24 protein-coding genes are annotated in these 20,230 nt (G+C 73.2%); 6 read left to right on the top strand and 18 right to left on the bottom strand.

All coding sequences use genetic code 11. The features are described 5' to 3' along the window. The first annotated feature begins 13 nt into the window (after nt 1-13). The 3 genes from mqnE to mqnC are packed head-to-tail and all read left to right on the top strand — an operon-like array spanning nt 14 to nt 3,302. The gene (gene mqnE / locus FHX73_RS04230; RefSeq protein WP_145903349.1) at nt 14-1,189 is read left to right on the top strand and encodes an aminofutalosine synthase MqnE; all 1,176 of its coding nucleotides are present in this window, start codon (nt 14-16) and stop codon (nt 1,187-1,189) included. Beyond that, nucleotides 1,186-2,055 carry a menaquinone biosynthetic enzyme MqnA/MqnD family protein gene (locus FHX73_RS04225; protein ID WP_145903348.1) on the top strand — a complete coding sequence of 290 codons (870 nt, stop codon included), beginning with the start codon at nt 1,186-1,188 and terminating at the stop codon, nt 2,053-2,055. The genes mqnE and FHX73_RS04225 overlap by 4 nt, the downstream gene beginning before the upstream one ends. A gap of 38 nt (nt 2,056-2,093) precedes the next feature. Beyond that, complete coding sequence (gene mqnC / locus FHX73_RS04220) at nt 2,094-3,302, top strand: cyclic dehypoxanthinyl futalosine synthase (protein ID WP_145903347.1); 1,209 nt, start codon at nt 2,094-2,096, stop codon at nt 3,300-3,302. Nucleotides 3,303-3,331: 29 nt separating this feature from the next. Here the strand turns inward: mqnC and FHX73_RS04215 are convergent, their stop codons facing one another. The 18 genes from FHX73_RS04215 to FHX73_RS04130 all read right to left on the bottom strand — a co-directional run bounded on the left by FHX73_RS04215 (nt 3,332) and on the right by FHX73_RS04130 (nt 17,314). Then, the gene (locus FHX73_RS04215; protein ID WP_145903346.1) at nt 3,332-3,604 is read right to left on the bottom strand and encodes a DUF6059 family protein; all 273 of its coding nucleotides are present in this window, start codon (nt 3,602-3,604) and stop codon (nt 3,332-3,334) included. A gap of 77 nt (nt 3,605-3,681) precedes the next feature. Then, nucleotides 3,682-4,545 carry an LLM class flavin-dependent oxidoreductase gene (locus tag FHX73_RS04210; protein ID WP_145903345.1) on the bottom strand — a complete coding sequence of 288 codons (864 nt, stop codon included), beginning with the start codon at nt 4,543-4,545 and terminating at the stop codon, nt 3,682-3,684. Between the two features lie 4 nt (nt 4,546-4,549). Further along, a complete protein-coding gene (locus tag FHX73_RS04205) occupies nt 4,550-4,921 on the bottom strand; it encodes a SchA/CurD-like domain-containing protein (RefSeq protein WP_145903344.1) in 372 nt (123 codons plus the stop codon). Nucleotides 4,922-4,980: 59 nt separating this feature from the next. Then, complete coding sequence (locus FHX73_RS04200) at nt 4,981-5,730, bottom strand: SDR family NAD(P)-dependent oxidoreductase (protein WP_145903343.1); 750 nt, start codon at nt 5,728-5,730, stop codon at nt 4,981-4,983. Beyond that, nucleotides 5,727-6,719: an amidohydrolase family protein gene (locus FHX73_RS04195; protein ID WP_145903342.1), complete on the bottom strand. Its 993-nt coding sequence runs from the start codon at nt 6,717-6,719 to the stop codon at nt 5,727-5,729. The genes FHX73_RS04200 and FHX73_RS04195 overlap by 4 nt, the downstream gene beginning before the upstream one ends. Nucleotides 6,720-6,763: 44 nt before the next feature. Further along, on the bottom strand, nt 6,764-7,402 hold the full coding sequence (locus tag FHX73_RS04190; RefSeq protein ID WP_145903341.1) for an NAD(P)-dependent oxidoreductase: 639 nt from the start codon (nt 7,400-7,402) through the stop codon (nt 6,764-6,766). Beyond that, on the bottom strand, nt 7,399-8,316 hold the full coding sequence (locus FHX73_RS04185) for an NAD(P)-dependent oxidoreductase (protein WP_145903340.1): 918 nt from the start codon (nt 8,314-8,316) through the stop codon (nt 7,399-7,401). The genes FHX73_RS04190 and FHX73_RS04185 overlap by 4 nt, the downstream gene beginning before the upstream one ends. After that, the gene (locus FHX73_RS04180) at nt 8,316-9,944 is read right to left on the bottom strand and encodes an outer membrane protein assembly factor BamB family protein (RefSeq protein ID WP_145903339.1); all 1,629 of its coding nucleotides are present in this window, start codon (nt 9,942-9,944) and stop codon (nt 8,316-8,318) included. The genes FHX73_RS04185 and FHX73_RS04180 overlap by 1 nt, the downstream gene beginning before the upstream one ends. A gap of 45 nt (nt 9,945-9,989) precedes the next feature. Then, complete coding sequence (locus FHX73_RS04175) at nt 9,990-10,388, bottom strand: nuclear transport factor 2 family protein (RefSeq protein WP_145903338.1); 399 nt, start codon at nt 10,386-10,388, stop codon at nt 9,990-9,992. Nucleotides 10,389-10,446: 58 nt separating this feature from the next. Beyond that, entirely contained in the window at nt 10,447-11,883 is a 1,437-nt protein-coding gene (locus FHX73_RS04170; protein WP_145903337.1) for an NAD(P)/FAD-dependent oxidoreductase, read from the bottom strand. A 7-nt stretch (nt 11,884-11,890) separates the two neighbouring features. Beyond that, nucleotides 11,891-12,280 (bottom strand): antibiotic biosynthesis monooxygenase family protein, encoded by a 390-nt coding sequence (locus FHX73_RS04165; RefSeq protein WP_145903336.1) that lies wholly within the window; start codon nt 12,278-12,280, stop codon nt 11,891-11,893. Next, entirely contained in the window at nt 12,280-13,527 is a 1,248-nt protein-coding gene (locus FHX73_RS04160; RefSeq protein ID WP_145903335.1) for a beta-ketoacyl synthase N-terminal-like domain-containing protein, read from the bottom strand. Before FHX73_RS04160 ends, FHX73_RS04165 begins: the two co-directional genes overlap by 1 nt. Then, nucleotides 13,524-14,801, bottom strand: coding sequence for a beta-ketoacyl-[acyl-carrier-protein] synthase family protein (locus FHX73_RS04155; protein ID WP_145903334.1), 1,278 nt, complete (start codon nt 14,799-14,801; stop codon nt 13,524-13,526). Before FHX73_RS04155 ends, FHX73_RS04160 begins: the two co-directional genes overlap by 4 nt. Continuing rightward, complete coding sequence (locus tag FHX73_RS04150) at nt 14,798-15,661, bottom strand: cupin domain-containing protein (RefSeq protein ID WP_145903333.1); 864 nt, start codon at nt 15,659-15,661, stop codon at nt 14,798-14,800. Before FHX73_RS04150 ends, FHX73_RS04155 begins: the two co-directional genes overlap by 4 nt. 5 nt (nt 15,662-15,666) lie before the next feature. Beyond that, on the bottom strand, nt 15,667-15,933 hold the full coding sequence (locus FHX73_RS04145) for an acyl carrier protein (protein WP_170304832.1): 267 nt from the start codon (nt 15,931-15,933) through the stop codon (nt 15,667-15,669). Nucleotides 15,934-15,991: 58 nt separating this feature from the next. Further along, nucleotides 15,992-16,324: a TcmI family type II polyketide cyclase gene (locus FHX73_RS04140; protein WP_145903331.1), complete on the bottom strand. Its 333-nt coding sequence runs from the start codon at nt 16,322-16,324 to the stop codon at nt 15,992-15,994. Between the two features lie 36 nt (nt 16,325-16,360). Further along, the gene (locus tag FHX73_RS04135) at nt 16,361-16,807 is read right to left on the bottom strand and encodes an ester cyclase (RefSeq protein WP_145903330.1); all 447 of its coding nucleotides are present in this window, start codon (nt 16,805-16,807) and stop codon (nt 16,361-16,363) included. A 39-nt stretch (nt 16,808-16,846) separates the two neighbouring features. Next, entirely contained in the window at nt 16,847-17,314 is a 468-nt protein-coding gene (locus tag FHX73_RS04130; RefSeq protein ID WP_145903329.1) for a hypothetical protein, read from the bottom strand. Nucleotides 17,315-17,506: 192 nt separating this feature from the next. Here FHX73_RS04130 and FHX73_RS04125 point away from each other — a divergent pair, with 192 nt between their 5' ends. The 3 genes from FHX73_RS04125 to FHX73_RS04115 are packed head-to-tail and all read left to right on the top strand — an operon-like array spanning nt 17,507 to nt 20,079. Then, complete coding sequence (locus FHX73_RS04125) at nt 17,507-18,505, top strand: thiamine pyrophosphate-dependent dehydrogenase E1 component subunit alpha (RefSeq protein ID WP_211786137.1); 999 nt, start codon at nt 17,507-17,509, stop codon at nt 18,503-18,505. Between the two features lie 21 nt (nt 18,506-18,526). After that, a complete protein-coding gene (locus FHX73_RS04120; RefSeq protein WP_145903328.1) occupies nt 18,527-19,540 on the top strand; it encodes an alpha-ketoacid dehydrogenase subunit beta in 1,014 nt (337 codons plus the stop codon). Between the two features lie 38 nt (nt 19,541-19,578). Continuing rightward, nucleotides 19,579-20,079, top strand: a complete 501-nt coding sequence (locus FHX73_RS04115) for a quercetin 2,3-dioxygenase (protein WP_145903327.1) — start codon at nt 19,579-19,581, stop codon at nt 20,077-20,079. Nucleotides 20,080-20,230: the final 151 nt, after the last annotated feature.

Here is a 20,230-nt window from a genome sequence, read left to right as displayed (position 1 = left end):
GGGACGCAGAAAGATGGACGCAGGGCTGAAGCGCGAGTTGGAGGCGAAGGTCTACGAGGGCGAGCGGCTGAGCCGGGAGGACGGGATCGCGCTCTACGCGAGCGACGACCTGGCCTGGCTGGGCGGTCTGGCGCACCACGTGCGGACCCGGATGAACGGGGACAAGGTCCACTTCAACGTGAACCGCCACCTCAACATGACCAACGTCTGCTCGGCGAGTTGCGCGTACTGCTCGTTCCAGCGCAAGCCGGGCGAGAAGCACGCGTACACGATGCGGATCGAGGAGGCGGTGCGGCTGGCCAAGACGATGGAGAGCGAGTCGCTGACCGAGCTGCACATCGTCAACGGCCTGCACCCCACGCTGCCCTGGCGCTACTACCCGCGCTCACTGCGCGAGTTGAAGGCCGCGCTGCCGAACGTGTCACTGAAGGCGTTCACCGCGACCGAGATCCACTGGTTCGAGCGGATCAGCGGCCTGAGCGCCAGCGAGATCCTGGACGAGCTGATCGACGCCGGCCTGGAGTCGCTGACCGGCGGCGGCGCGGAGATCTTCGACTGGGAGGTCCGCCGGCACATCGTCGACCACGAGACCCACTGGGAGGACTGGTCGCGGATCCACCGCCTGGCGCACGAGAAGGGCCTGAAGACCCCGTGCACCATGCTCTACGGCCACATCGAGGAGCCCCGCCACCGGGTCGACCACGTGCTGCGGCTGCGCGAACTCCAGGACGAGACCGGCGGCTTCCAGGTCTTCATCCCGCTGCGCTACCAGCACGACTTCCACGACTCCAAGGACGGCGTGGTCCGCAACCGGCTGATGGCGCGCACCGAGATGGCCACCGGCGCCGAGGCGCTGAAGACCTTCGCGGTCTCCCGGCTGCTCTTCGACAACGTGCCGCACGTGAAGGTCTTCTGGGTGATGCACGGGGTGACGACGGCCCAGCTGGCGCTCAGTCACGGTGCGGACGACATGGACGGCTCGGTGGTCGAGTACAAGATCACCCATGACGCGGACAACTTCGGCACCCCGAACAAGCTGGGCCGTGACGACCTGTTGGACCTGATCCGGGACGCCGGTTTCCGGCCGGTCGAGCGCAACACCCGGTACGAGATCCTCCGCGAGTACCCGGGCCCGGACCCGATGCGCCGGGAAACCCCGCAGCTCATGCGGGAGTTCGAGGCGTCATGAGCACCGACCTGCCCCGCAAGCCCCGGGTGGGCCACATCCGCTTCCTCAACTGCCTCCCGCTGCTGTGGGGTCTGAGCCGCACCGCGGGCCTGCTCGACCTCGACCTCAGCTGCGACACCCCGGAACGGCTCGGAAACGCGCTGGTGGCGGGCGAGTTGGACCTCGGCCCGATCAGCCTGGTCGAGTACCTGCGGCACGCCGACGAGCTGGTGGTGCTGCCGGACCTCGCGGTCGGCAGCGACGGACCGGTGCTGTCCTGCCTGATCGTCAGCAAGGTGCCGCTCGACCGGTTGGAGGGCGAGGTGGTCTCGCTCTGCACGACCAGCCGGACCTCCACCCGGCTCGCCCGGCTGATCCTCGCCGAGCGCGTCGGCGTGAACCCCGTCTACCGGGACCGGGCCCCGGAGCTCGCCACCATGCTCGACCAGGCGTCGGCCGCCGTCATCATCGGCGACCCGGCGCTGCGGGCGACGGTCGAGGCCTCCCGGACAACGGGGTTGGCGGTGCACGACCTCGGGCAGCTGTGGCGCGAGTGGACCGGACTCCCGTTCGTCTTCGCGCTGTTCGCGGTCCGCCGGGACTACCTGCGCCGGCACCCCGAGCGGGTCCGCCAGGTCCACGCGGCGCTGCTGGCCGCGCGCGACCTCGGGCTCGCCGAGGTGGACCGGGTGTGCGAACACGCCGCCCAGTGGGGCCCGTTCGACGAGCCGATCCTCAAGCGCTACTTCACCGAGGCGCTCGACTACGGATTCGGCGACCGCCAGCTGCGCGGCGTCGCGGAGTTCGCCCGCCGGGTCGCCAAGGCGGACGGCGGCTTCCCGACCGGCATCCGCCTGGAGACGCTGCACACCACCGAGCAGTTCTGACCCGAGTTCTGACCCGCACGGACGAATCGAGCCTCGACATGCCATTCACCACCGAGCAGCAGACCGGCCTGCAGGCCGTTCTCGACCGGGCCGCGGCCGGCGGTCGGATCAGCGCGGAGGAGGCGCTGGAGCTGTACCGTTCGGCGCCGTTGCACGCGTTGGGTGCGGCGGCCGACGCGGTGCGCCGGCGGCGGTACGCGGGTACCGAGCACATCGCCACGTACATCATCGAACGCAACATCAACTACACCAACGTGTGTGTGACGGCGTGCAAGTTCTGCGCGTTCTACGTGGCGCCGAAGAGTGACAAGGGCTGGTCGCGGAGCCTGGAGGAGATCCTGCGCCGCTGCGCGGAGACGGTGGAGCTGGGCGGCACGCAGATCATGTTCCAGGGTGGGCACCACCCGGACTACGGGGTGGAGTACTACGAGGAGCACTTCGCGGCGATCAAGCGGGAGTTCCCGCAGCTGGTGATCCACTCGCTGGGCGCGTCCGAGGTCGAGCACATGGCGCGGCTGTCGGGGGTGTCGGTGGAGGAGGCGATCGGCCGGATCCACGCGGCGGGCCTGGACTCGTTCGCGGGTGCGGGGGCGGAGCTGCTGCCGGAGCGTCCGCGCAGGGCGATCGCGCCGTTGAAGGAGTCGGGGGAGCGGTGGCTGGAGATCATGGAGACGGCGCACCGTCTGGGGGTCGAGTCGACGTCGACGATGTTGATGGGCACGGGTGAGACGAACGCGGAGCGGATCGAGCACCTGCGGATGATCCGTGAGGTGCAGGACCGCACGGGTGGGTTCCGGGCGTTCATCCCGTACACGTACCAGCCGCAGAACAACCATCTGAAGGGGTCGACGCAGGCGACGGTGTTCGAGTACCTGCGGATGATCGCGATCGCGCGGTTGTTCCTGGACAACGTGGCGCACATCCAGGGCTCGTGGCTGACGACGGGCAAGGAGGCGGGCCAGCTGTCGCTGCACTACGGTGCGGACGACCTGGGCTCGGTGATGCTGGAGGAGAACGTGGTCTCGGCGGCCGGTGCCAAGCACCGCTCCAACCTGACCGAGCTGATCCACCTGATCCGCACGGCGGGGCGGGTGCCGGCGCAGCGGTCGACCACGTACGAGCACCTGCGGGTGCTGGACGACCCGGCGAACGACCCGGTGGACCCGCGGGTGGCCTCGCACATCGCCTCCACCGCGATCGAAGGAGGCACCGCCCACCCGGAGTTGAGGATCCTCCCGACGCAGTGACGTCGGAAGGATCCTCGACCGGAGGTGAGTCACCGTTCCACGTCGTCCAGGTCGACCCCGAGCTGGGCCCAGAGCCGGCGCTCGGTCTCGGTGGGCGGCGGCCGGTAGCCGTTCTCCGGGTGGCCCAGGGGCGGACCGCTCAACGGGACCAGCTGGAACGGGGGTTCGCTGGGCAGGGGCGGCGGCTGGTAGGTGTTCGGCGGGTAGCCCTCGCCCAGGTGGAACTGGATGTTGCCGAACGCGGTCAGGCTCCTGGCGACGGCCAGGGCGCACCGTCGCAGCAGGGACAGCACGAGACCCATGCGCCTGCCTCCTTCCCCTGGGTGTGGTGATCGGGTGTGGTGATCGGTGGTGGTGATCGGTGGTGGTGCGACCGGGCTCAGCCGAGGAGTTCGGCCAGCCCGGCCACCTGGTCGGTCCGCGCGGCGCACGGCACGAAGATCAGCTCGTCGCAGCCCTGATCGGCGAACTGCTTGGCCCGCTCGCGGGCCTGCTCCAGGCCGAAGGCCGCCGCGCCCAGCGCGATCTGGGCGAACGGGCCGGCGTTGCGGTAGTAGGTGCGCAGGTAGCCCTCGGCCTCGGCCTGCGCGTTGTCGCCCAGCGCGAAGTAGCAGAGCGAGTACAGCCGCGGCCGGCCCGCCCGCTCGTGCTGCTGCCAGCGGGCGGTGAAGCCGCGCGAGGCCATGCCGAACAGGTCGGGGCCGGCGCCGCCGGCGATCCAGCCGTCGGCCAGCCGGGCCGCCCGGTCCATCGCGGCCGGGGTGTGCCCGCCGAGCACCAGGCCCGGACCGCCGGGGCGGCCGGGGGCCGGCCCGGTGCCGAGCGCCTGGTGCTCCCCCTCGCCGGCCCAGAGCCGCTGCAGCTCGGCCACCTGGCGCTCCAGCCGGGCGCCCCGGCCGCGCATCGGCACGTCGCTGACCTGGTAGTCGTCCGGCCGGGCGCCGACCGCCAGGCCCAGGGTCAGCCGTTCGCCGGAGAGCCGGTGCACGGTGGCCGCCTGCTTGGCCAGCAGCGCCGTGTTGGTGTGCAGCGGGCTGAGCAGCACGGCCGTCATCAGCCTGATCCGCTCGGTGACGGCGGCCGCCGCGGCCAGCGCGGTCAGCGGCTCGAAGCTGTCGTAGACCAGTCGGTCCAGGGCGGCCAGCGAGGTGAAGCCCGCCCGGTCCGCGGTCCTGGCCCAGTCGACCAGGAGGCCGGCGTCAGCGCCCGGGATCGAACCGGGCAGCGCGATGCTGATGTCCATCGGCTCAGATCGCCTGGTCGTGGCGGCGGTTGAGGACGCACTCCAGCGCGGCGCGCTGGAAGAACTCGCGGGCGCCCTGCGGGGTGACCATGTCGCGCGGGACGCTGAGGTGCTCCTCCAGCTGCCGCTCGAACTCGCGGACCTCCGGCTGGCGGCTCATGTGGGCGGCCACCACCGGCAGCGGGCCCTCCACCTCGATCACCCGGACGGCCATCTCCCGGCCGACGAAGGCCTGGGTGCCCAGCAGGCGGCCGACCACCTTGCCGTCGCCGTCGGTGACGTCGAACTGCGGGCGCCCGCTCTTGCGGAACAGCTCCTTGACCGTCTCCTCGCTGCCGGCCCGGAGCGGGTAGAACAGTGCGTGCACCTGCGACATGTCGTTCTCCTCAAGGTGAGACGTGGAATCGGGAAGGGGGGATCCGGCGGTTCGTGCGGTCACTGGCTGGAGCTGACGCCGCCGTCGACGTAGAGCACCTGGCCGGTGACGAAGGCGGCCCGCTCGGAGGCCAGGTAGCAGACCGCGTCGGCCACCTCCTGCACCTCGGCGGTGCGGCCGAGCGGGGTGCGCGCCGTGACGGTGCGCAGGAACTGGTCGTCCCGGCTGGCCTCGGCGACGAAGTCGGTGCGCACGAAGCCGGGGGAGACCGCGTTGACGGTGATGCCGTGCCGGCCCCACTCCGCCGCGAGCTGACGGACCAGCAGGTTGACCCCGGCCTTGCTCGCCCCGTAGGCGGTGAAGCCACGGCGGGCGCCGAGCGCGCCGCGGACCGAGGAGAGGTGGACGATCCGGCCGCCGTTCCCGGCGGCGATCATCGCCCGCCCGGCGGCCTGGGAGATCCAGAACGCCCCGGAGAGGTTGGTCGCCAGCGTCTGCGCCCACTCCTGCGGGCCGAACTCCTCGGCCGGCACGGTGACCAGCACGCTGGCGCCGTTGATCAGGACGTCGATGCCGCCCCAGGCGTCCACCACCGCCCCGACGGCCCGCTCGGCGTCCTCCCGGTCGGCCACGTCCAGCCGCAGGCCCATGGTGCGGTGGCCGTGCCCGGCCAGCTCCTTGGCCAACTCCTCGGCCCGCTCCGCCGAGCGGCCGGCCACCGCGACGTCCGCGCCGTCGGCGGCCAGGGTCGCGCAGACGGCCCGGCCGATCGCGCCGTAGCCGCCGACCACCAGCACCCGGGCCGTCACGACAGCACCTCGGCGTCCAGGCCGAACAGCTCGGCCGCGTTGCCGCCGCCCACCAGGGCGCGGTCGGCCTCGGACAGCCCGAGCCGGTCCAGCAGCGCCAGCGCCTGGCCGAGCGGGGCGCCGAGCGGCGGGGTGTCGGTGCCGAACAGCAGGTTCCGCGGTCCGAACGCCGCCAGCGCGGCGGCCAGTGCGGGCAGGCTGGGCGTGGCGGTGTCCACGTAGACCTGCCCCAGCGAGGCGGTGGGCGGCCGCTCGGCCAGCGGCGGGGTGTCGGGGCCGGCCGGGTCCAGCGGCGGCCGGCCGGCGGCTGCGGGCGGGCCGGGGCGGCGCGGCAGCCGGTGCGCCAGGTCCAGCTTCTCCAGCAGCAGCGGCAGGCCGCCGCCCGCGGTGGGGGCGATGATCCGCAGCTGCGGGTGGCGCTCCAGCCAGCCGGCGAAGAGCACGGCGGCGGTGCCGACCGCCACGTCGCTGGGCCGGGCGACGTGCTCGACGAGACGGGGATCGCGCAGCCGGGCGCCGGCCGCGGGCTCCGCCGGCGGGTGCAGCAGCACCGGCGCGCCGCTCTCGGCGGCCATCGCGAAGAAGTCGGCGGCCCGCGGGGTGTCCAGGAACTCCCCGTTGACGCTGGAGTTGACGATCAGTCCGACGAACTCCGGCTGCTTGAGCAGCTGGGCCGCCTCGGCGAGCTCGGCGGCCCCGCCGAGCGGGTTGACGTAGACGTAGCCGCGCAGCGCCGTCGAGCGGGCCCGGATCTGCTCGGCGAGCCAGTCGTGGAAGGCCCGCAGTTCGTCGGCCGGCTGGCGGTAGTTGTCCAGGCCCGGCACCGGCACCATGGTGCCCGCGCCGACCGGGCTGCCGACCACGGTCAGGGTGATCCCGACCGCGGCCTTGGCCTCGATCATCCCGTCGATGTCGGCGAGGCTGGGTGGCATCGGGAAGCGCTCGAAGAGCCTGGGCGAGGTGACGTGCCCGTGGACGTCGATCGACACGTCCGGGCCTCCTTCCAGTTGATGGGGTGTCAGATGACTGGGGCTCAGTAGGCGATCTCGACGGTGCGGCCCACCACCGCCGGGTTGTCGATGCTGTCCAGCAGGTAGGCCGCCAGGTCGCCCCGGGAGACCGACCAGGCGCCGGGCAGCCGGCCGTCCACGGCGGTGCGGGGCCGGCGCTCGGCGGCGCGGCCGTCGGTCAGCCGGGCCGCCCGGATCAGGGTCCAGTCCAGCCCGCTGTCCCGGACGTGCTGCTCCATCAGCCGCATGTCGGCGTACGGCCGGCGCAGCATCGGGTGCAGCAGCCCCCGGACCAGCAGCGACTGCACCGGCGCCGACCAGGGCGGCGGCGCCATGCTGGTGGTGGAGACCACCGCCAGCCGGCGCACCCCGCCGGCCCGCATCGCCGCGATGACGTTGGCGGTGCCGGCGGAGTAGACGGTGGTCGCGGCCCGGCTGTAGCCGATGCCTAGGGCCGAGACCACCGCGTCCGCGCCGGCCACCGGTTCGAGCAGGGCGGCCGGGTCCAGCACGTCCCCGCCGACCACCCGCAGCCGCGGGTGGTCGGTGGCGAGCGCGGCCGGCCGCCGGACCACGGCCACCACCTGGTGGCCGTTGTTCAGCGCCCGGTGCACCGCGGCCCGCCCGGTGCCGCCGGTGGCGCCGAGGACGACCACCTTCACGGCGCCGGCTCCGGCTCGCCGACCATCCCCTCCAGGACGGTCAGCACGGCGGCGCAGTCCAGTTCGCCCAGGCCCCGCCGCAGGCCCTCCGTCAGCACCGCGTGGGCGCCGTCGGTGGCGGCCAGCGGGACGCCGAGGGCCTGGGCCTCGGCCCGGACCAGCCCGAGGTCCTTGTGCATCAGGGCCAGCCGGAAGTCGGCCCGCTCGAAGGCGCGCCGCCCCATCACCCCGCACTTGAACCGCATGACCGGGGAGCTGAAGCCGCTGGCGGCGATCGCCTGCAGCACCGACTCCGGGGCCAGCCCGGCCTGTTGGCCGAGCACCACGGCCTCGGCCAGGGCCTGCATCTCGATCCCCATCAGCATGTTGAGCAGCAGCTTCAGGGTGGCGCCCTGGCCGTGGCCGCCGACCAGCCGGACCTCCTTGCCCAGGCTCGCCAGCAGTGGTTCGACCCGCTCGTACACCTCGGGCTCGCCGCCGACCATGAAGCGCAGCTCGCCGTCCTTGGCGTGCTGGCCGTTGCCGAGCAGGCAGGCGTCCAGGATCCGGTGGCCGGTGCCGGCCAGCCGCTCGGCCAGGGCGCGGGCGAAGGCCGGGGCGACGGTGCTGGTGTTCAGCACCACGCCGCCCGGGGCGAGCGCGCCGAGCACGCCGTCCGGCCCGAACAGCACCGACTCGACGGCCGCCTGGTCGGCCAGGCTGACCAGCACGGTGTCCACCCGGGCGGCCAGGGCGGCCGGGGTGGCGGCCACCTCGGCGCCCGCGGCGGCGAGCGGTGCCGCCTTGTCCGCACCGCGGTTCCACACCACGACCGGGGTGCCCTGGGCGAGCAGCCGGTGGGCCATCCCGCCGCCCATGACGCCCAGTCCGACGACGCCGACCCTCCCCGGCGCCCGGTCCTCCCCGGCGGCCATCAGTGGCCGCCCGGGGTGAAGGCGTAGAAGTCGGTGGCGTGCGAGGGGCCGCCCAGCCAGTTGCTGTAGCCGTCGCCCCAGTAGGCGGTGCCGTCGACGACCGCCGGGCCGGCGACCGAGGCGCCCGGCGCCTGGTAGTCCCAGAGCACCGTGCCGGTGGCCGCGTCGAAGGCGTACAGGTGGCCGCTGAGCGAGGCGCCGTAGACCACCCCGTTGGCGACCGTGAGCGCGCCCATCGCGTGGCCGCCGCTCGGGTCGGCGACCTGCCAGAGGATCTTGCCGGTGGCCGGGTCCAGCGCGGCGAACGAGCCGTAGGTGATGGTCTGTCCGTTCGGCAGCGTGTAGGGCGAGCTGGCCGCGTCGACCCCCGCGACGTAGATCCGCTTGCCGTCGGTGGCGCTGCCCCACATCATCCCGCCGTCGGCGGAGCCGGGCAGCACGGCGGAGCTCCAGACCACCGCGCCGGTGTCCCGGTCCAGCGCCCAGTAGACGCCGCTCTTCTGGCCGGCCCCGACCAGGTCGTGGCTGCGGCCGTCGGCGCCGACCACGGTGAACAGCTGGGCGCCCTGGGCGAAGTCCCAGTCCTGGCCGAGGTCGGTCGGGCAGTTGTTGGGCGGCGGGCCGGTGAAGCAGCCGCTGTTGTAGGCGTCGAAGGTCGGCGAGCCGGACGACCAGCGCAGGGCGCCGGTGCGCAGGTCGAGCGCCAGGATCGAGTCGATGTGGTTGTTCGGGTCGGTGCACTGGTCGGCGGTCTTGCCGCCGGCCTCGCAGGCCTGGACCGAGGCCGGCACCTCGTAGTTGTTGCCGGTGGTGATGTAGACCAGGCCGCGCCGCGGGTCGATCGCCGGGGTGGAGCCCCAGACCGCGCCGCCGCTGTAGCCGTTGGTGGCACCGCCGTTGTCCGGGATGGTGTAGGTGCGCCAGAGCAGCTTGCCGGTGTCCGCGCTGATCGCGTTGAAGCTGCCGCGGAACGAGCAGCAGGGGTAGGAGGGGTCGCCGGCCAGTTGCTCCTCGCTGGAGGAGACGCCCTGGTAGACCACGCCGTCGAAGACCACCGGGGACTGGGTGAGGATCGCGCCGGTGTGCGTGTCGAGCTGGGTGCTCCAGACCAGTTGCCCGGTCCGGGTGTCGATCGCGTACAGGTGGGCGCCGTTCATGTCGCCGATGTAGAGCCGGTCGCCGACCACGGCGGGGCTGGTGCGGGAGATCGCGCCGGTCACCCCGGCGTAGTCGGAGACCTGGTGCGACCAGATCACCTGGCCGGTGTGCGCGTCGAGCTTGGAGACGTAGCCGCCCCAGTCGGTCAGGTAGACCGCGCCGCCGACCACGGCGGGGGTGGCGGAGACGTCGCCGTGCGTGGTCAGGTGCCACTTGGCGGCCAGCTGACCGGCGTTGGCGGTGGAGATGGTGTGCTCGAAAGGGTTCGACCGGGTGTTGGCCAGGTTCTGGCCGCCCATCGTCCAGTCGGGGCCGGCGAAGCCGTCGGTGCTGCCGACGGTGCTGCCGACGGTGAGGGCGGGGCTCGCGGCGGCGCCCTGGGCCGGCGCGCCGGCCAGGCTGCCGGCGGCGAGCAGCGCCGCGGCGGCGAGCAGGGACGCGCGCCAGCGGCGGGCGGTGGATTGGGGCATCGGGTCCTCGTATCCGGGGTTCGTCGGGGCGGGCGGTGGCCGCGGTCAGTCCGTCCAGAACTCGTCGACGGCGTACTGGTCGTCCGGGTAGGTCCAGAACTCGGCGATCTTGCCGTTCTCGATCCGGGAGATGTTGATGAACGGCATGTCCTTGAGCGACTTGCCGCCCCGGCCGTAGGAGGTGCTGACCAGCGCGAACGCGTGGTCGTCGCTGGCGCCGATGTCGAGGATCTCCATCTGCACGTCGCCCTGGCAGAGTTCGAACATCCGCCCGGCGAAGGCCAGGGCGCTGTCGATGCCCTGGTGCGAGCCGGAGAGCGGGTTGCGGCCGGGGTAGTGGTGCACGCAGTCGGGGGTCCAGTAGCTGGCCGCCTTCTGCACGTCGCCGACGGTGAAGGCGGCGTAGACGTTCTTCATCAGGGTCACGTTCGGGTGCTCGGTCATCGGAGTCCGTTCCTGGGTCGGGCCGGTCGGCCTGGACTGGGGGTGGGGTGACGGTGCGTCAGGAGTCGCTGTTCGCGGCGGCCTTGGCCACCGCCTCGACCAGCTGCGCGCGGGAGGCGCCGGGGAAGCCGGGGCGGCTGCCGCCGGACAGCGCGCGGAGCACCCGGTCGCGGACCTCGCCGTCCGCGTAGACCGTCTCCGGCGTGGCGAGGGTCATCATCATCCGGGCCACCCGGCGCCAGACCACGGCGTCGGTGCCGCCGGCCTCGGCCACCTGGCCGAAGGTCAGCACCCCGGGCGGCGGGCCCAGCGGGCGCACGCCCTCGGCGGTGGCCCGCCAGAGCCCGGCACGCCCGGCGTCGTTCTGCACCGAGTCCTCGAACCAGGGCCGCAGCAGCCGCTCGGCACCGGCCGCGTAGGCCGCCGACTGCTCGGCGCCGACCTGCGGGTGCTCGGTGAGCACCTGCACCAGCAGCCGGACCTGGGCCAGCGCCAGCGAGACGCCGCGCCCGTAGGCCGGGTTGGTGGTGGCCGCCGAGTCGCCGACCGCGAAGAGGCCCTGCACCGGCTCGGCCGGCGCGGTCCGCAGCGAGTTGTCCAGCCCGCCCATCGCGTACACCGGCGAGATCGGCTCGCTGACCGTGGGGGCCAGCCAGGGCGCCAGCAGCGGGGTGGCGGCCACCGCGGCGGTGAACGCCTCCTCGGTGCGCAGGCCCTTGAGCTCCTTGTCCTGCGGCAGCACGCCGAGCGAGATCGAGAAGGTGTCGTTGTCGCCGAGGAAGAGCACGGCGGTGTAGCTGTCCCACAGGCCGCCGGCGCCGAAGCCGCGGTTCAGCGGGCCGGCCGGGGCCTTGGTCAGCGCCCGGTAGTGGCGGGTGTAGTAGGTGATCTCGCAGCTGCTGCTGCGCACCTCGCCGGCCGGCAGGCCCGCCGCGGCCAGCCAGTCGCCCACCGGTGAGCGGCGCCCGGCGGCGTCGATGACCAGGTCGGCGGCGACCTGCTCGCCGTCCTCCAGCCGCACCCCGGTGACTCTGGGCGAGCCCTCGGCGGCGAACTCCAGGCCGCGCACGGTGCACCCGGTGCGCAGCACGATGCCCGGGTGGTTGGCCACCGCCTGGCGCAGCACCAGGTCGAAGAGCGAGCGGCGGCAGGCGAGCATGTTCAGCTCGGCGTCCTCGGGCCGGTCGCTCGGGTCGTCCAGGAAGGGCGGCTTGCGGTCGCCCAGCCGGATCTCGGCCGCCCCGGCCGCGACCAGCTCCCGGTAGACCTCCGGGTACTCCTCGCGGAGCAGGTTGACGCCGAGCGAGCCGAACGCGTGCGAGTGCACCGACTGCGGCACGGTCGGCCGCTGCCACTGCGCGGGTGCGTCGGCCGGCCGGCCGGGGGGAGTGCCCGGGTCGCGTTCCAGGACCTCGACCCGGTGGCCGGCCCGGGCCAGCGCCAGCGCGCCGGCCAGGCCCGCGGTGCTGCCCCCGATGATCACTGCTGTTGCCATGGTGTCCTCAGCTCCGTGCGGTGGTGGTGGCGGGCGCCGCGGTGCGGCGGCGGGTCTCCTCGTGGATGACGAAGCGCACCGAGCGGCGCTCGGTGATCTGCTCGGCCAGCGGGCGCACCAGGTCCCGGTGCTCCGGGCTGCGCTCCCAGGCCTCGAAGTCGGCCAGCCGGGCCCACTCGCTGGTGATCAGCCACTGGGCCGGGTCCTCGGTGGACCGGCAGACCTGGTCCACCAGGTGGCCGGGCACGCCCTCGGCCACCGCGTAGCGGATCCGCTGGTAGGCGGCCAGGAAGGCCTCGGTGCGCTCGACCGGCACCCGGACCAGGAAGAGCACCCGGGCCCGCTGCTGATCGTCCGTCGGGTTGTCCTGACGGGGTGTCGGTTCGGTGTCGGTCATCACGGTCCCTCCGTCGACGTGACCTTGCGCAGTACCAGGGAGCTGTTGAAGCCGTCGAAGCCGCGGGCGTTGACCATCACGGTGTCCAGCGGCCCGCGCCGCGCCTCGGTGACGAAGTTCAGCTCGCACCCCGGGGCCGGGCGCTCCACCCCGGCGACCGGCGGGACGATCCCGTAGCGCATGGACTGCAGCGCGGTGGCCACGTCCAGCGCGGAGCCGCCCTGGTAGAGCCGGCCGGTCAGCGCCTTCTGCGAGGTCACCCGGGTGCGCGGGGCGTCGCCGAAGACCGCGCGCAGCGCCTCGGCCTCGGTCCGGTCGTAGGCCGGCACGCCGACCGCGTCCGGGAAGACCAGGTCGACGCCGTCCGGCTGCAGGCCCGAGCTCTCCAGCGCCCGCCGCATCGCCCGGCCGTAGTGGTGCGCCGAGCCGCCCGCGCCGGGCCGGTCCAGCTCGCCGTCGTGGGTGGCGCCCCAGCCGGTCAGCTCGCCGTAGATGTGCGGCGCGCCGCGGTCCAGGGCGTGCTGCAGCTCCTCCACCACCAGCACGGCCCCGCCCTCGCCGGGCACGTGCCCGTCGGCGTCCTCGTCGAACGGGCGGTAGGCGCGGTCCGGGTCGGTGCGCTCGCTGAGCCGCCCGCTGCGCAGCTGGCAGGCCAGCGCGTAGGGGCTGAGCGGGCTCTCGGTGCCGCCGGCCAGCACCACCGCGCTGCCGCGGCGGATGCTGCGGGCCGCCTGGGCCAGGCTGTCCAGGCCGCCGGCGCTCTCCGAGCAGAGCACCCCGGAGTGGCCCTTGAGGCCGTGCCGGATGGTGACCTGACCGACCGTCGCCGCGTAGAACCAGGCGATCGACTGGTAGGCGCCGACCGCCCGGGCCGGCGAGGACCAGAGCCGCTGCAGCTCCCGCTGGCCGAACAGGTTGCCGCCGGAGGAGCTCGCCATGGTGGCCGAGACGCTGGCGGCCGGCAGCTCCGCCGGGTCCAGCGCGGCGTCCGACAGCGCCTCGGTGGTGGCCGCCAGGGCGAGCCAGCTCCACCGGTCGGTCTGCACCGCCAGCCGGCCGTCCAGGTGGTCCTCCGGCGCGAAGCCGGGCACCTCGCCGGCCAGTGTGACCGGGTAGCCGCTGGGGTCGAACAGGGTGATGCGGTCCACCCGGTTCTCCCCGCGCAGCACGGTCTCCCAGTGCGCGGCCGCGCCGAGCCCGGTGGGCGCGGTCACGCCGATTCCGGTGATCACCGCCCGGCGCGTCATCGGACCAGGTCCTTCGGTCGGGCGAAGACCATCGCCGACTGGAACCCGCCGAAGCCGCTGCCCACCGACAGGGCCACGTCCACCTTGGCCTCGCGGGCCGTGTTGGGCGTGTAGTCCAGGTCGCACTCCGGGTCCCGGGTGTTCCAGTTGGCGGTCGGCGGGATCACGCCGGTGTCGATCGCCAGGGCGCAGGCCGCCATCTCGATGGCGCCGATCGCGCCCAGCGAGTGGCCGATCATCGACTTGATCGAGCTGATCGGCACCCGGTAGGCGTGCTCGCCCAGGGCCCGCTTGAACGCGGCCGTCTCGTGCCGGTCGTTCTGCTTGGTCCCCGAGCCGTGCGCGCTGACGTAGCGCACCGCCGAGGGGTCGAGCCGGCTCTGGTCGAGCGCGTCCTCGATCGCCTCGGCCAGCTCCCGGCCGTCCGGCCGCAGGCCGGTCATGTGGAAGGCGTTGCCGCGCCCGGCGTAGCCGGTCACCTCGCAGTAGATCCGGGCGCCGCGGCGCACGGCGTGCCCGAGCTCCTCCAGCACCAGCACGGCGGCGCCCTCGCCGAGCACGAAGCCGTGCCGGTCCCGGTCGAACGGCCGGGAGGCGTGCGCCGGGTCGTCGTTGTCCGGGGTGGTGGCCTTGATCGCGTCGAAGGAGGCGACGGTGACCGGGGAGATCGGCGCCTCGGAGGCGCCGGTCAGCATCACGTCGGCCTCGCCGTCCTGGATCAGCTGGAAGGCGTGGCCGATCGCGTCGATGCCCGAGGTGCAGCCGGTGGAGACCACCTGGGCCGGGCCGTGGGCGCTGTGCCGGGCGGCGATCTCGGCGGCCAGGGTGCTGGGGATCAGCGTCTGGTAGAGGAACGGGGTGGTGCCGTGCGGGTCGACCAGCCAGTCGCGGCCGGACTCGCTGGCGACCACGTACTCCTGCTCCAGGGTGGTGGTCGCGCCGACCGCGGTGCCGAGCACCACGCCGGTGCGCTCCAGCAGCGCCTCGTCCGGCTCGATGCCGCTGTCGTCCACCGCCTCGGCGGTGGCCACCATGGCGAGCTGCACCAGGCGGTCGGTGCGCCGGACCTCACGGTGGGTCAGGCCGGCCGCCAGCGGGTCGAAGTCGATCTCGGCGGCGATCTGCGAGCGGAACGGGCTCGGGTCGAAGAGGCTGATCCGGCGGGTGGCCGTGCGGCCGTCGGTGACCATGCTCCAGAAGTCCTTGCGGCTCGCCCCGCCCGGGGCCACCACGCCCACCCCGGTCACCACCACCCGCCGTTCGCCGGCGGTCACCGCTCCACCAGTCGGGCGGCGTCCGCGGCGGTCTCGGTGTCCACGTGCCCCAGCTCCGGGCGCGGGGCCAGCGGGCCGAGGTGGAAGACCCCGAAGGCGGTCTCCTGCCCGGTGTTGCGCAGCCGGTGCCGGGTGCCGATCGGGACGTAGAGGCCGGTGCCGGAGGGCAGTTCGGACGGCTCGCCGTCCAGGTCCACCGTGATCGACCCGCTCACCAGGAAGAGGAACTCCTCGCTGTACGGGTGGTAGTGCTCGGCCACGCTCTCGCCGGGCTTGAGGGTGACGGTGCCCATGAAGCCGGAGGTGCTGTTCACCGTGCCCGGGCTGAGCACGGTGCGCACGTCGCCGCCGCGGCGCCGGTTGGCCGGCACCTCCAGGGTGGAGACCAGCCGCGGGCCGGCCGGCCCGCGCCGGGCGGCGGCCTCCACCAGCTGGCGGATGTGGGCCATCTGCACCGGGCTGTTGGCGTTGATCCGGGCGGTCATGGCGGCGTCGTCCACCGGGGCCTCGGGGCGCATCGCGAAGTCCTGCACCCAGGTCATCACGGTGGCGTCCGGGCCGTCCTCGCGGTAGGTCCAGTGGATGTTCATGTGGGCGAACGGGCCGGTCTCGACCCGGCGGGCGGTGACCGTGCGGGCGGCCGGGTCGAGCACCCGCTCGCTCACCCAGCTCCAGACCTGGCCGTTCTCGTCCGGGTGCATGGTGAGCCGGAACAGGACCCGGTCGCCCTCCTGCTCCAGCACCTCGGCGCGCGCGTACTCGGTGAACAGGTGCGTCCAGGAGGGCACGTCGTTGGTCATCTCCCAGACCAGGGGGAGCGGGGCCTCGATCCTGACGCTGTTCTCGGTGTGTCCGGCCATGGCGTTCAGCCCTCCTGACCGGTGTTGGCCAGGGCGGTGAGCTCACTGACCGTCAGCTCCAGCCCGTGGTCGGGGATCTCCAGGGCCAGCCGCTCCTTGGCCACCACCTGGATCTCCAACAGGGCCAGGGAGTCGAGCCCGAGCTCGACCAGGGAGCTCTCCTGGTGCGGGCCGTCGAACAGCTCGGGGGCGGCACCCGTGGCGGTGATCACCAGCTGGGTGATCTCGGCCGCGGTGATGACACGACGGCCTTCGGTCGATGCGGAGGTCATGACTGGCTCTCTCCTTCGTGGTCGGTGGTCCATCCGGCCGCGGCGCGGGCCGGGGCGTTCACGCCTGGTCCGGCGTCCGGCTCCAGTCGTAGAAGCGGGCGGCGATCGCGTCCTGCGGGGACCGCCAGGTCGGCAGGTACGGCGAGATGAACGGGTCGAGCCGCTCGCTCAGCAGGGCGAACTCCGGGTGGCTGCGGGCGGCCGCGATCACCTCCGGGCTGGGCGCGTCACTCTCGATCAGGTGCACGTACAGGTCGCCGAGCCGGTAGAGCGAGCGGCGCTGGACGTGCGCGACCGTCGGCAGGTCGCCGCGGTCCGACTCGGCGAAGATCTCGGCGACCTGCTGCTCCGCGCCGGGGGCGATCTTGGCGATGATCAACGAGCGGTGCATGGGCGGGCTCCTGTTCCTCGGCTGGGCGGGACGGGGTCAGGACCGGGTGAGGGCGCCGACCTGCTGGAGGATGCTGGGCACGTTGTCGCCGATCCAGGACTCCACGACCTTGCCGTCGACGATCCGGTGGCAGGACATCTCGTAGACCGTCACCGGGCGGCCGGTGGGGGCGATGTCCATCAGCGGGCCGGTGTGGGTGCCGCGGGTGGTGAAGCGGGCGTAGACCAGCTCGCCCTCGCAGCTGATGTCCTCGATGGTCACGTGGATGTCCGGGAAGGCCCGGCGGAACAGGCTCACCGCGGCGTGGAAGGCGCCGGCGCCCGGCGGCAGCGGCGGGACGCCGGGGGCGTTGACCCGGTAGTCGGCGGTGAAGTAGGGCGTGATGCCGGCCAGGTCGCCCTGGTTGAAGCCCTTCTCGGTGAGGTCGCGCACGATGCTCTTGTTGAGTTCGACGGCCGAGGCGTCGATGTCGTGCAGGGTCATGGTTCGGCTCCTGGGGGAGGGGTGGGAACGGACGGGGGGTCAGGCCGCCAGGACGATCGCGGCGGCGGCGTAGGCGCCGACGGCGCCGATCGCGCCGTAGGTGCGCACCTGGTGGGCGACGTGCCAGCGGTAGCGCTTCTCGGCCCAGTCGGTCGCGGTCAGCCGCGGGTCCCACTTCTCGATCTGGCGCCAGATCGGCCGGTTGAAGCCCTCGGAGGCCAGCCCGACGATGGTCATGCCGACCGAGCCGAGCAGGAAGAGCACCGCGACCGCGGCGCCGCCGCCGGCGGTGAAGGCGAGGTAGGCCCCGATCCCGGCGGCGATCACGCCGTTCCAGACCGCGATCGGGTGGAACACGTGCATGTCGATCAACTGGCAGACGTCGACGTACCGGCTGTACGGAAGGCTGTTCAGCATGGGCAGGATCGACAGCTTCATGATCCACAGCGTGCCCAGCTGGATGCCGGCCGCCGCGAGTACCCAGACGATCAGGATGTGGGTCCCCATGTCATTCACTCCTTGAGGGGGACGGCGATGTGCGCCAAGTCTCGGCGCGGGCCGGTCCCCGGGTAGTGAGCCACCCGTCCCACCGCGGACCGGGAATGTGCATGGGAGCGAGGGGACTTCGGGCTCACGACAGGGGCGCGCGGTGCGGGTGATAGTCGGGACTGCTGAACGAACCTGCAGAGAGGACGCGTCATGGGCACCACGGCCGCCGCCGGCGCCGGCACCACCCTGACGAAGGACCGGTTGGCCGAGGCCTACCGGGTGATGCGCACCATCCGAGCGTTCGAGGAGCGGCTGCACGTGGAGTACCGGACCGGGGAGATCCCCGGCGCGGTGCACCTCTACGCGGGGCAGGAGGCGATCGCCGCCGGCGTCTGCGCCCACCTCGGGACCACCGACTACGTCGGCAGCACGCACCGCGGCCACGGCCACGCGATCGCCAAGGGCAGCGACACCACCGCGATGATGCTGGAGGTCTACGGCCGGGCCGGCGGACTGTGCGGCGGGAAGGGCGGCTCGATGCACATCGCCGACCCGCAGCGCGGCCTGCTCGGCGCCAACGGCATCGCGGCCGGCGGCGTGCCGATGGTCTGCGGGGCGGGGCTGTCCGCCCGGCTGCGCGGCACCGGCCAGGTCGCGGTCGCCTTCCTCGGCGACGGGGCCGCCAACCAGGGCGCCTTCCTGGAGAGCCTCAACCTGGCCGCCGTCTGGCAGTTGCCGGTGGTCTTCGTGGTCGAGGACAACGGCTACGCCCAGGCCACCGGCACCGCCTACCACCTGCGCGGCATCGAGGTGGCCGAGCGCGCCCGGGCCTTCGGGATCCCGGCCCGGACCGTGGACGGCACCGACTACTTCGCGGTCCACGACGCGGCCGCCGAAGCCGTCGGCCGGGCCCGCACCGGTGGCGGCCCGACCCTGCTGGAGGCCCGCGCGATGCGGTTCTTCGGTCACATGGAGGGCTGGGACGAGCAGGGCTACCGGGCCGAGGACGAGGTCGACCGGCTGCGCCGCACCCAGGACTGCCTGACCCGGTTCACCGACCGGGTGCGGACCGAGGACCTGCTGCCGGCGGCCGAACTGGCCCGGATCGACGAGGCGGTGCTGGCCGAGATCGACGCCGCCGTCGCCGCGGCCCGGGCGGCCGAGCCGCCGGCGGCGAGCGAACTGACCACTGACGTCTACACGGTCTGACGACCGGCCGGGAGTTTCGTGATGACGCGTTCGATCTCGTACATGGAGGCGATCGGCGAGGCCCTCGCCCAGGAGATGCGCCGCGACCCGACGGTGGTGGCCTTCGGGGAGGACAGCATCGGCGGCATGGGCGCCTCCGGGAAGCTGGGCAACGCCTGGGGCCCGACCAAGGAGCTGCACCGGGAGTTCCCGGACCGGGTGCTGGACACCCCGATCACCGAGGCCGCCTTCGTCGGCGCCGCGGTCGGCGCGGCCGCCACCGGCCTGCGGCCGGTCGCCGACATCCTGTTCACCGACTTCATCGGGGTCTGCTTCGACCAGATCCTCAACCAGGCCGCCAAGTTGCGGTTCATGCTGGGCGGCACGGTGTCGGTGCCGATGGTGGTCCGCACCCTGTGGGGCGCCGGGATGCGGCGCGGCGCGCACCACTCGCAGGCGCTCTACCCGCTGGTCACCCACGTGCCCGGGCTGAAGGTGGTCGTGCCGGCCACCCCGTTCGACGCCAAGGGCCTGATGGCGCAGGCGATCCGGGACCCCGACCCGGTGATCTTCTTCGAGCACAAGATGCTCTACTGGACCCGCGGCGAGGTCCCCGAGGAGCCCTACACCGTGCCGTTCGGCCAGGCGGCGGTGGTCCGCGAGGGCGCCGACTGCACCATCGTGGCGATCGGCGCGATGGTCCAGCGGGCCCTGCAGGCCGCCGAGTCGCTCGCCGCGGCCGGGATCGACTGCGAGGTGGTGGACCCGCGCACGCTCTCCCCGCTGGACGAGGGGACGATCTACCGCAGCGTGGAGAAGACCGGCCACCTGGTGGTCGCCGACGAGTCCAACCCGCGCTGCGGGGCGGCCGCCGACATCGCCGCCCTGGTCGCCCAGAACCGGTGGGCCGCGCTGCGCGGTCCGGTCCGGATGGTCACCGCGCCGCACGCCCCGACCGCGTACAGCCCGCTGCTGGAGGACCTGTACGTGCCCGACGCCGAGGCCGTCGCGGCGGCCGTCCGGCAGACCCTGGGCGCCGTCCCGGCCGCCGGCTGACGCACCGTCAACCCATCACCTCATCAGGAGGATCGAACGTGTCCATCCCCTACCACCTCGCCGCCGGCAAGGACCAGGCGCTCTGGCACATGGGCGCACTGCTGAAGTTCAAGCTGACCGGCAAGGAGACCGGCGGGCAGTTCTGGCTGGCCGAGCAGACCTCCGACCAGGGCTACGCCTCCCCGCTGCACCGGCACACCCGCGAGGACGAGACCTTCGTGGTGCTCGACGGCGAGCTGCGGGTGCAGGTCGGCGACGAGGTCTTCGAGGCCGAGCCCGGCTCGGTCACCTTCGCCCCGCGCGAACTCGCCCACACCTTCCAGGTCGTGTCGCCCTCGGCCCGGTTCCTGATCCTCACCACCCCGGCCGGTTTCGAGCAGTGGTTCTTCGAGACCGGCGGCCCGGCCCAGTCGCTGACCGTGCCGCCGCCGGTGACCGAAGTGCCCGACATCGGCAGGCTGATCGGCTCGCTGGCCGCGCACGGGGTCGACCTGGTCGGACCGCCGCCCGGAATGGGTGCGCCGCCGCTCGGTGGCTGACCCGTCCCGAATCGCGCGTTATCTCCTGTCCCCCCTCGTACATGACTACCTACAAGTTCATTGCCTCACTCGGTGGCTGTCATGGAGAGTGTCAGCACGAACCACCGTCCGTAGTGTCAGATCGTTGCAACGGCAGGGGCTGATGCATGAT

This window comes from Kitasatospora viridis (assembly GCF_007829815.1).
GTDB classification, from domain to species: domain Bacteria; phylum Actinomycetota; class Actinomycetes; order Streptomycetales; family Streptomycetaceae; genus Kitasatospora; species Kitasatospora viridis.
Note: the sequence above shows the minus strand (reverse complement) of the source record. Positions and strands in the feature narration are given on the sequence as shown.

What these genes read in the sequence shown, in the direction of transcription:
- FHX73_RS04150 (WP_145903333.1), bottom strand. Translation starts at nt 15,661, where the DNA reads ATGGCCGGACACACCGAGAACAGCGTCAGGATCGAGGCCCCGCTCCCC.
- FHX73_RS04135 (WP_145903330.1), bottom strand. Translation starts at nt 16,807, where the DNA reads ATGACCCTGCACGACATCGACGCCTCGGCCGTCGAACTCAACAAGAGC.
- FHX73_RS04215 (WP_145903346.1), bottom strand. Translation starts at nt 3,604, where the DNA reads ATGGGTCTCGTGCTGTCCCTGCTGCGACGGTGCGCCCTGGCCGTCGCC.
- FHX73_RS04120 (WP_145903328.1), top strand. Translation starts at nt 18,527, where the DNA reads ATGACGCGTTCGATCTCGTACATGGAGGCGATCGGCGAGGCCCTCGCC.
- FHX73_RS04160 (WP_145903335.1), bottom strand. Translation starts at nt 13,527, where the DNA reads ATGACGCGCCGGGCGGTGATCACCGGAATCGGCGTGACCGCGCCCACC.
- FHX73_RS04225 (WP_145903348.1), top strand. Translation starts at nt 1,186, where the DNA reads ATGAGCACCGACCTGCCCCGCAAGCCCCGGGTGGGCCACATCCGCTTC.
- FHX73_RS04145 (WP_170304832.1), bottom strand. Translation starts at nt 15,933, where the DNA reads ATGACCTCCGCATCGACCGAAGGCCGTCGTGTCATCACCGCGGCCGAG.
- FHX73_RS04180 (WP_145903339.1), bottom strand. Translation starts at nt 9,944, where the DNA reads ATGCCCCAATCCACCGCCCGCCGCTGGCGCGCGTCCCTGCTCGCCGCC.
- FHX73_RS04170 (WP_145903337.1), bottom strand. Translation starts at nt 11,883, where the DNA reads ATGGCAACAGCAGTGATCATCGGGGGCAGCACCGCGGGCCTGGCCGGC.
- FHX73_RS04185 (WP_145903340.1), bottom strand. Translation starts at nt 8,316, where the DNA reads ATGGCCGCCGGGGAGGACCGGGCGCCGGGGAGGGTCGGCGTCGTCGGA.
- FHX73_RS04125 (WP_211786137.1), top strand. Translation starts at nt 17,507, where the DNA reads ATGGGCACCACGGCCGCCGCCGGCGCCGGCACCACCCTGACGAAGGAC.
- mqnC (WP_145903347.1), top strand. Translation starts at nt 2,094, where the DNA reads ATGCCATTCACCACCGAGCAGCAGACCGGCCTGCAGGCCGTTCTCGAC.
- mqnE (WP_145903349.1), top strand. Translation starts at nt 14, where the DNA reads ATGGACGCAGGGCTGAAGCGCGAGTTGGAGGCGAAGGTCTACGAGGGC.
- FHX73_RS04210 (WP_145903345.1), bottom strand. Translation starts at nt 4,545, where the DNA reads ATGGACATCAGCATCGCGCTGCCCGGTTCGATCCCGGGCGCTGACGCC.
- FHX73_RS04140 (WP_145903331.1), bottom strand. Translation starts at nt 16,324, where the DNA reads ATGCACCGCTCGTTGATCATCGCCAAGATCGCCCCCGGCGCGGAGCAG.
- FHX73_RS04130 (WP_145903329.1), bottom strand. Translation starts at nt 17,314, where the DNA reads ATGGGGACCCACATCCTGATCGTCTGGGTACTCGCGGCGGCCGGCATC.
- FHX73_RS04175 (WP_145903338.1), bottom strand. Translation starts at nt 10,388, where the DNA reads ATGACCGAGCACCCGAACGTGACCCTGATGAAGAACGTCTACGCCGCC.
- FHX73_RS04165 (WP_145903336.1), bottom strand. Translation starts at nt 12,280, where the DNA reads ATGACCGACACCGAACCGACACCCCGTCAGGACAACCCGACGGACGAT.
- FHX73_RS04205 (WP_145903344.1), bottom strand. Translation starts at nt 4,921, where the DNA reads ATGTCGCAGGTGCACGCACTGTTCTACCCGCTCCGGGCCGGCAGCGAG.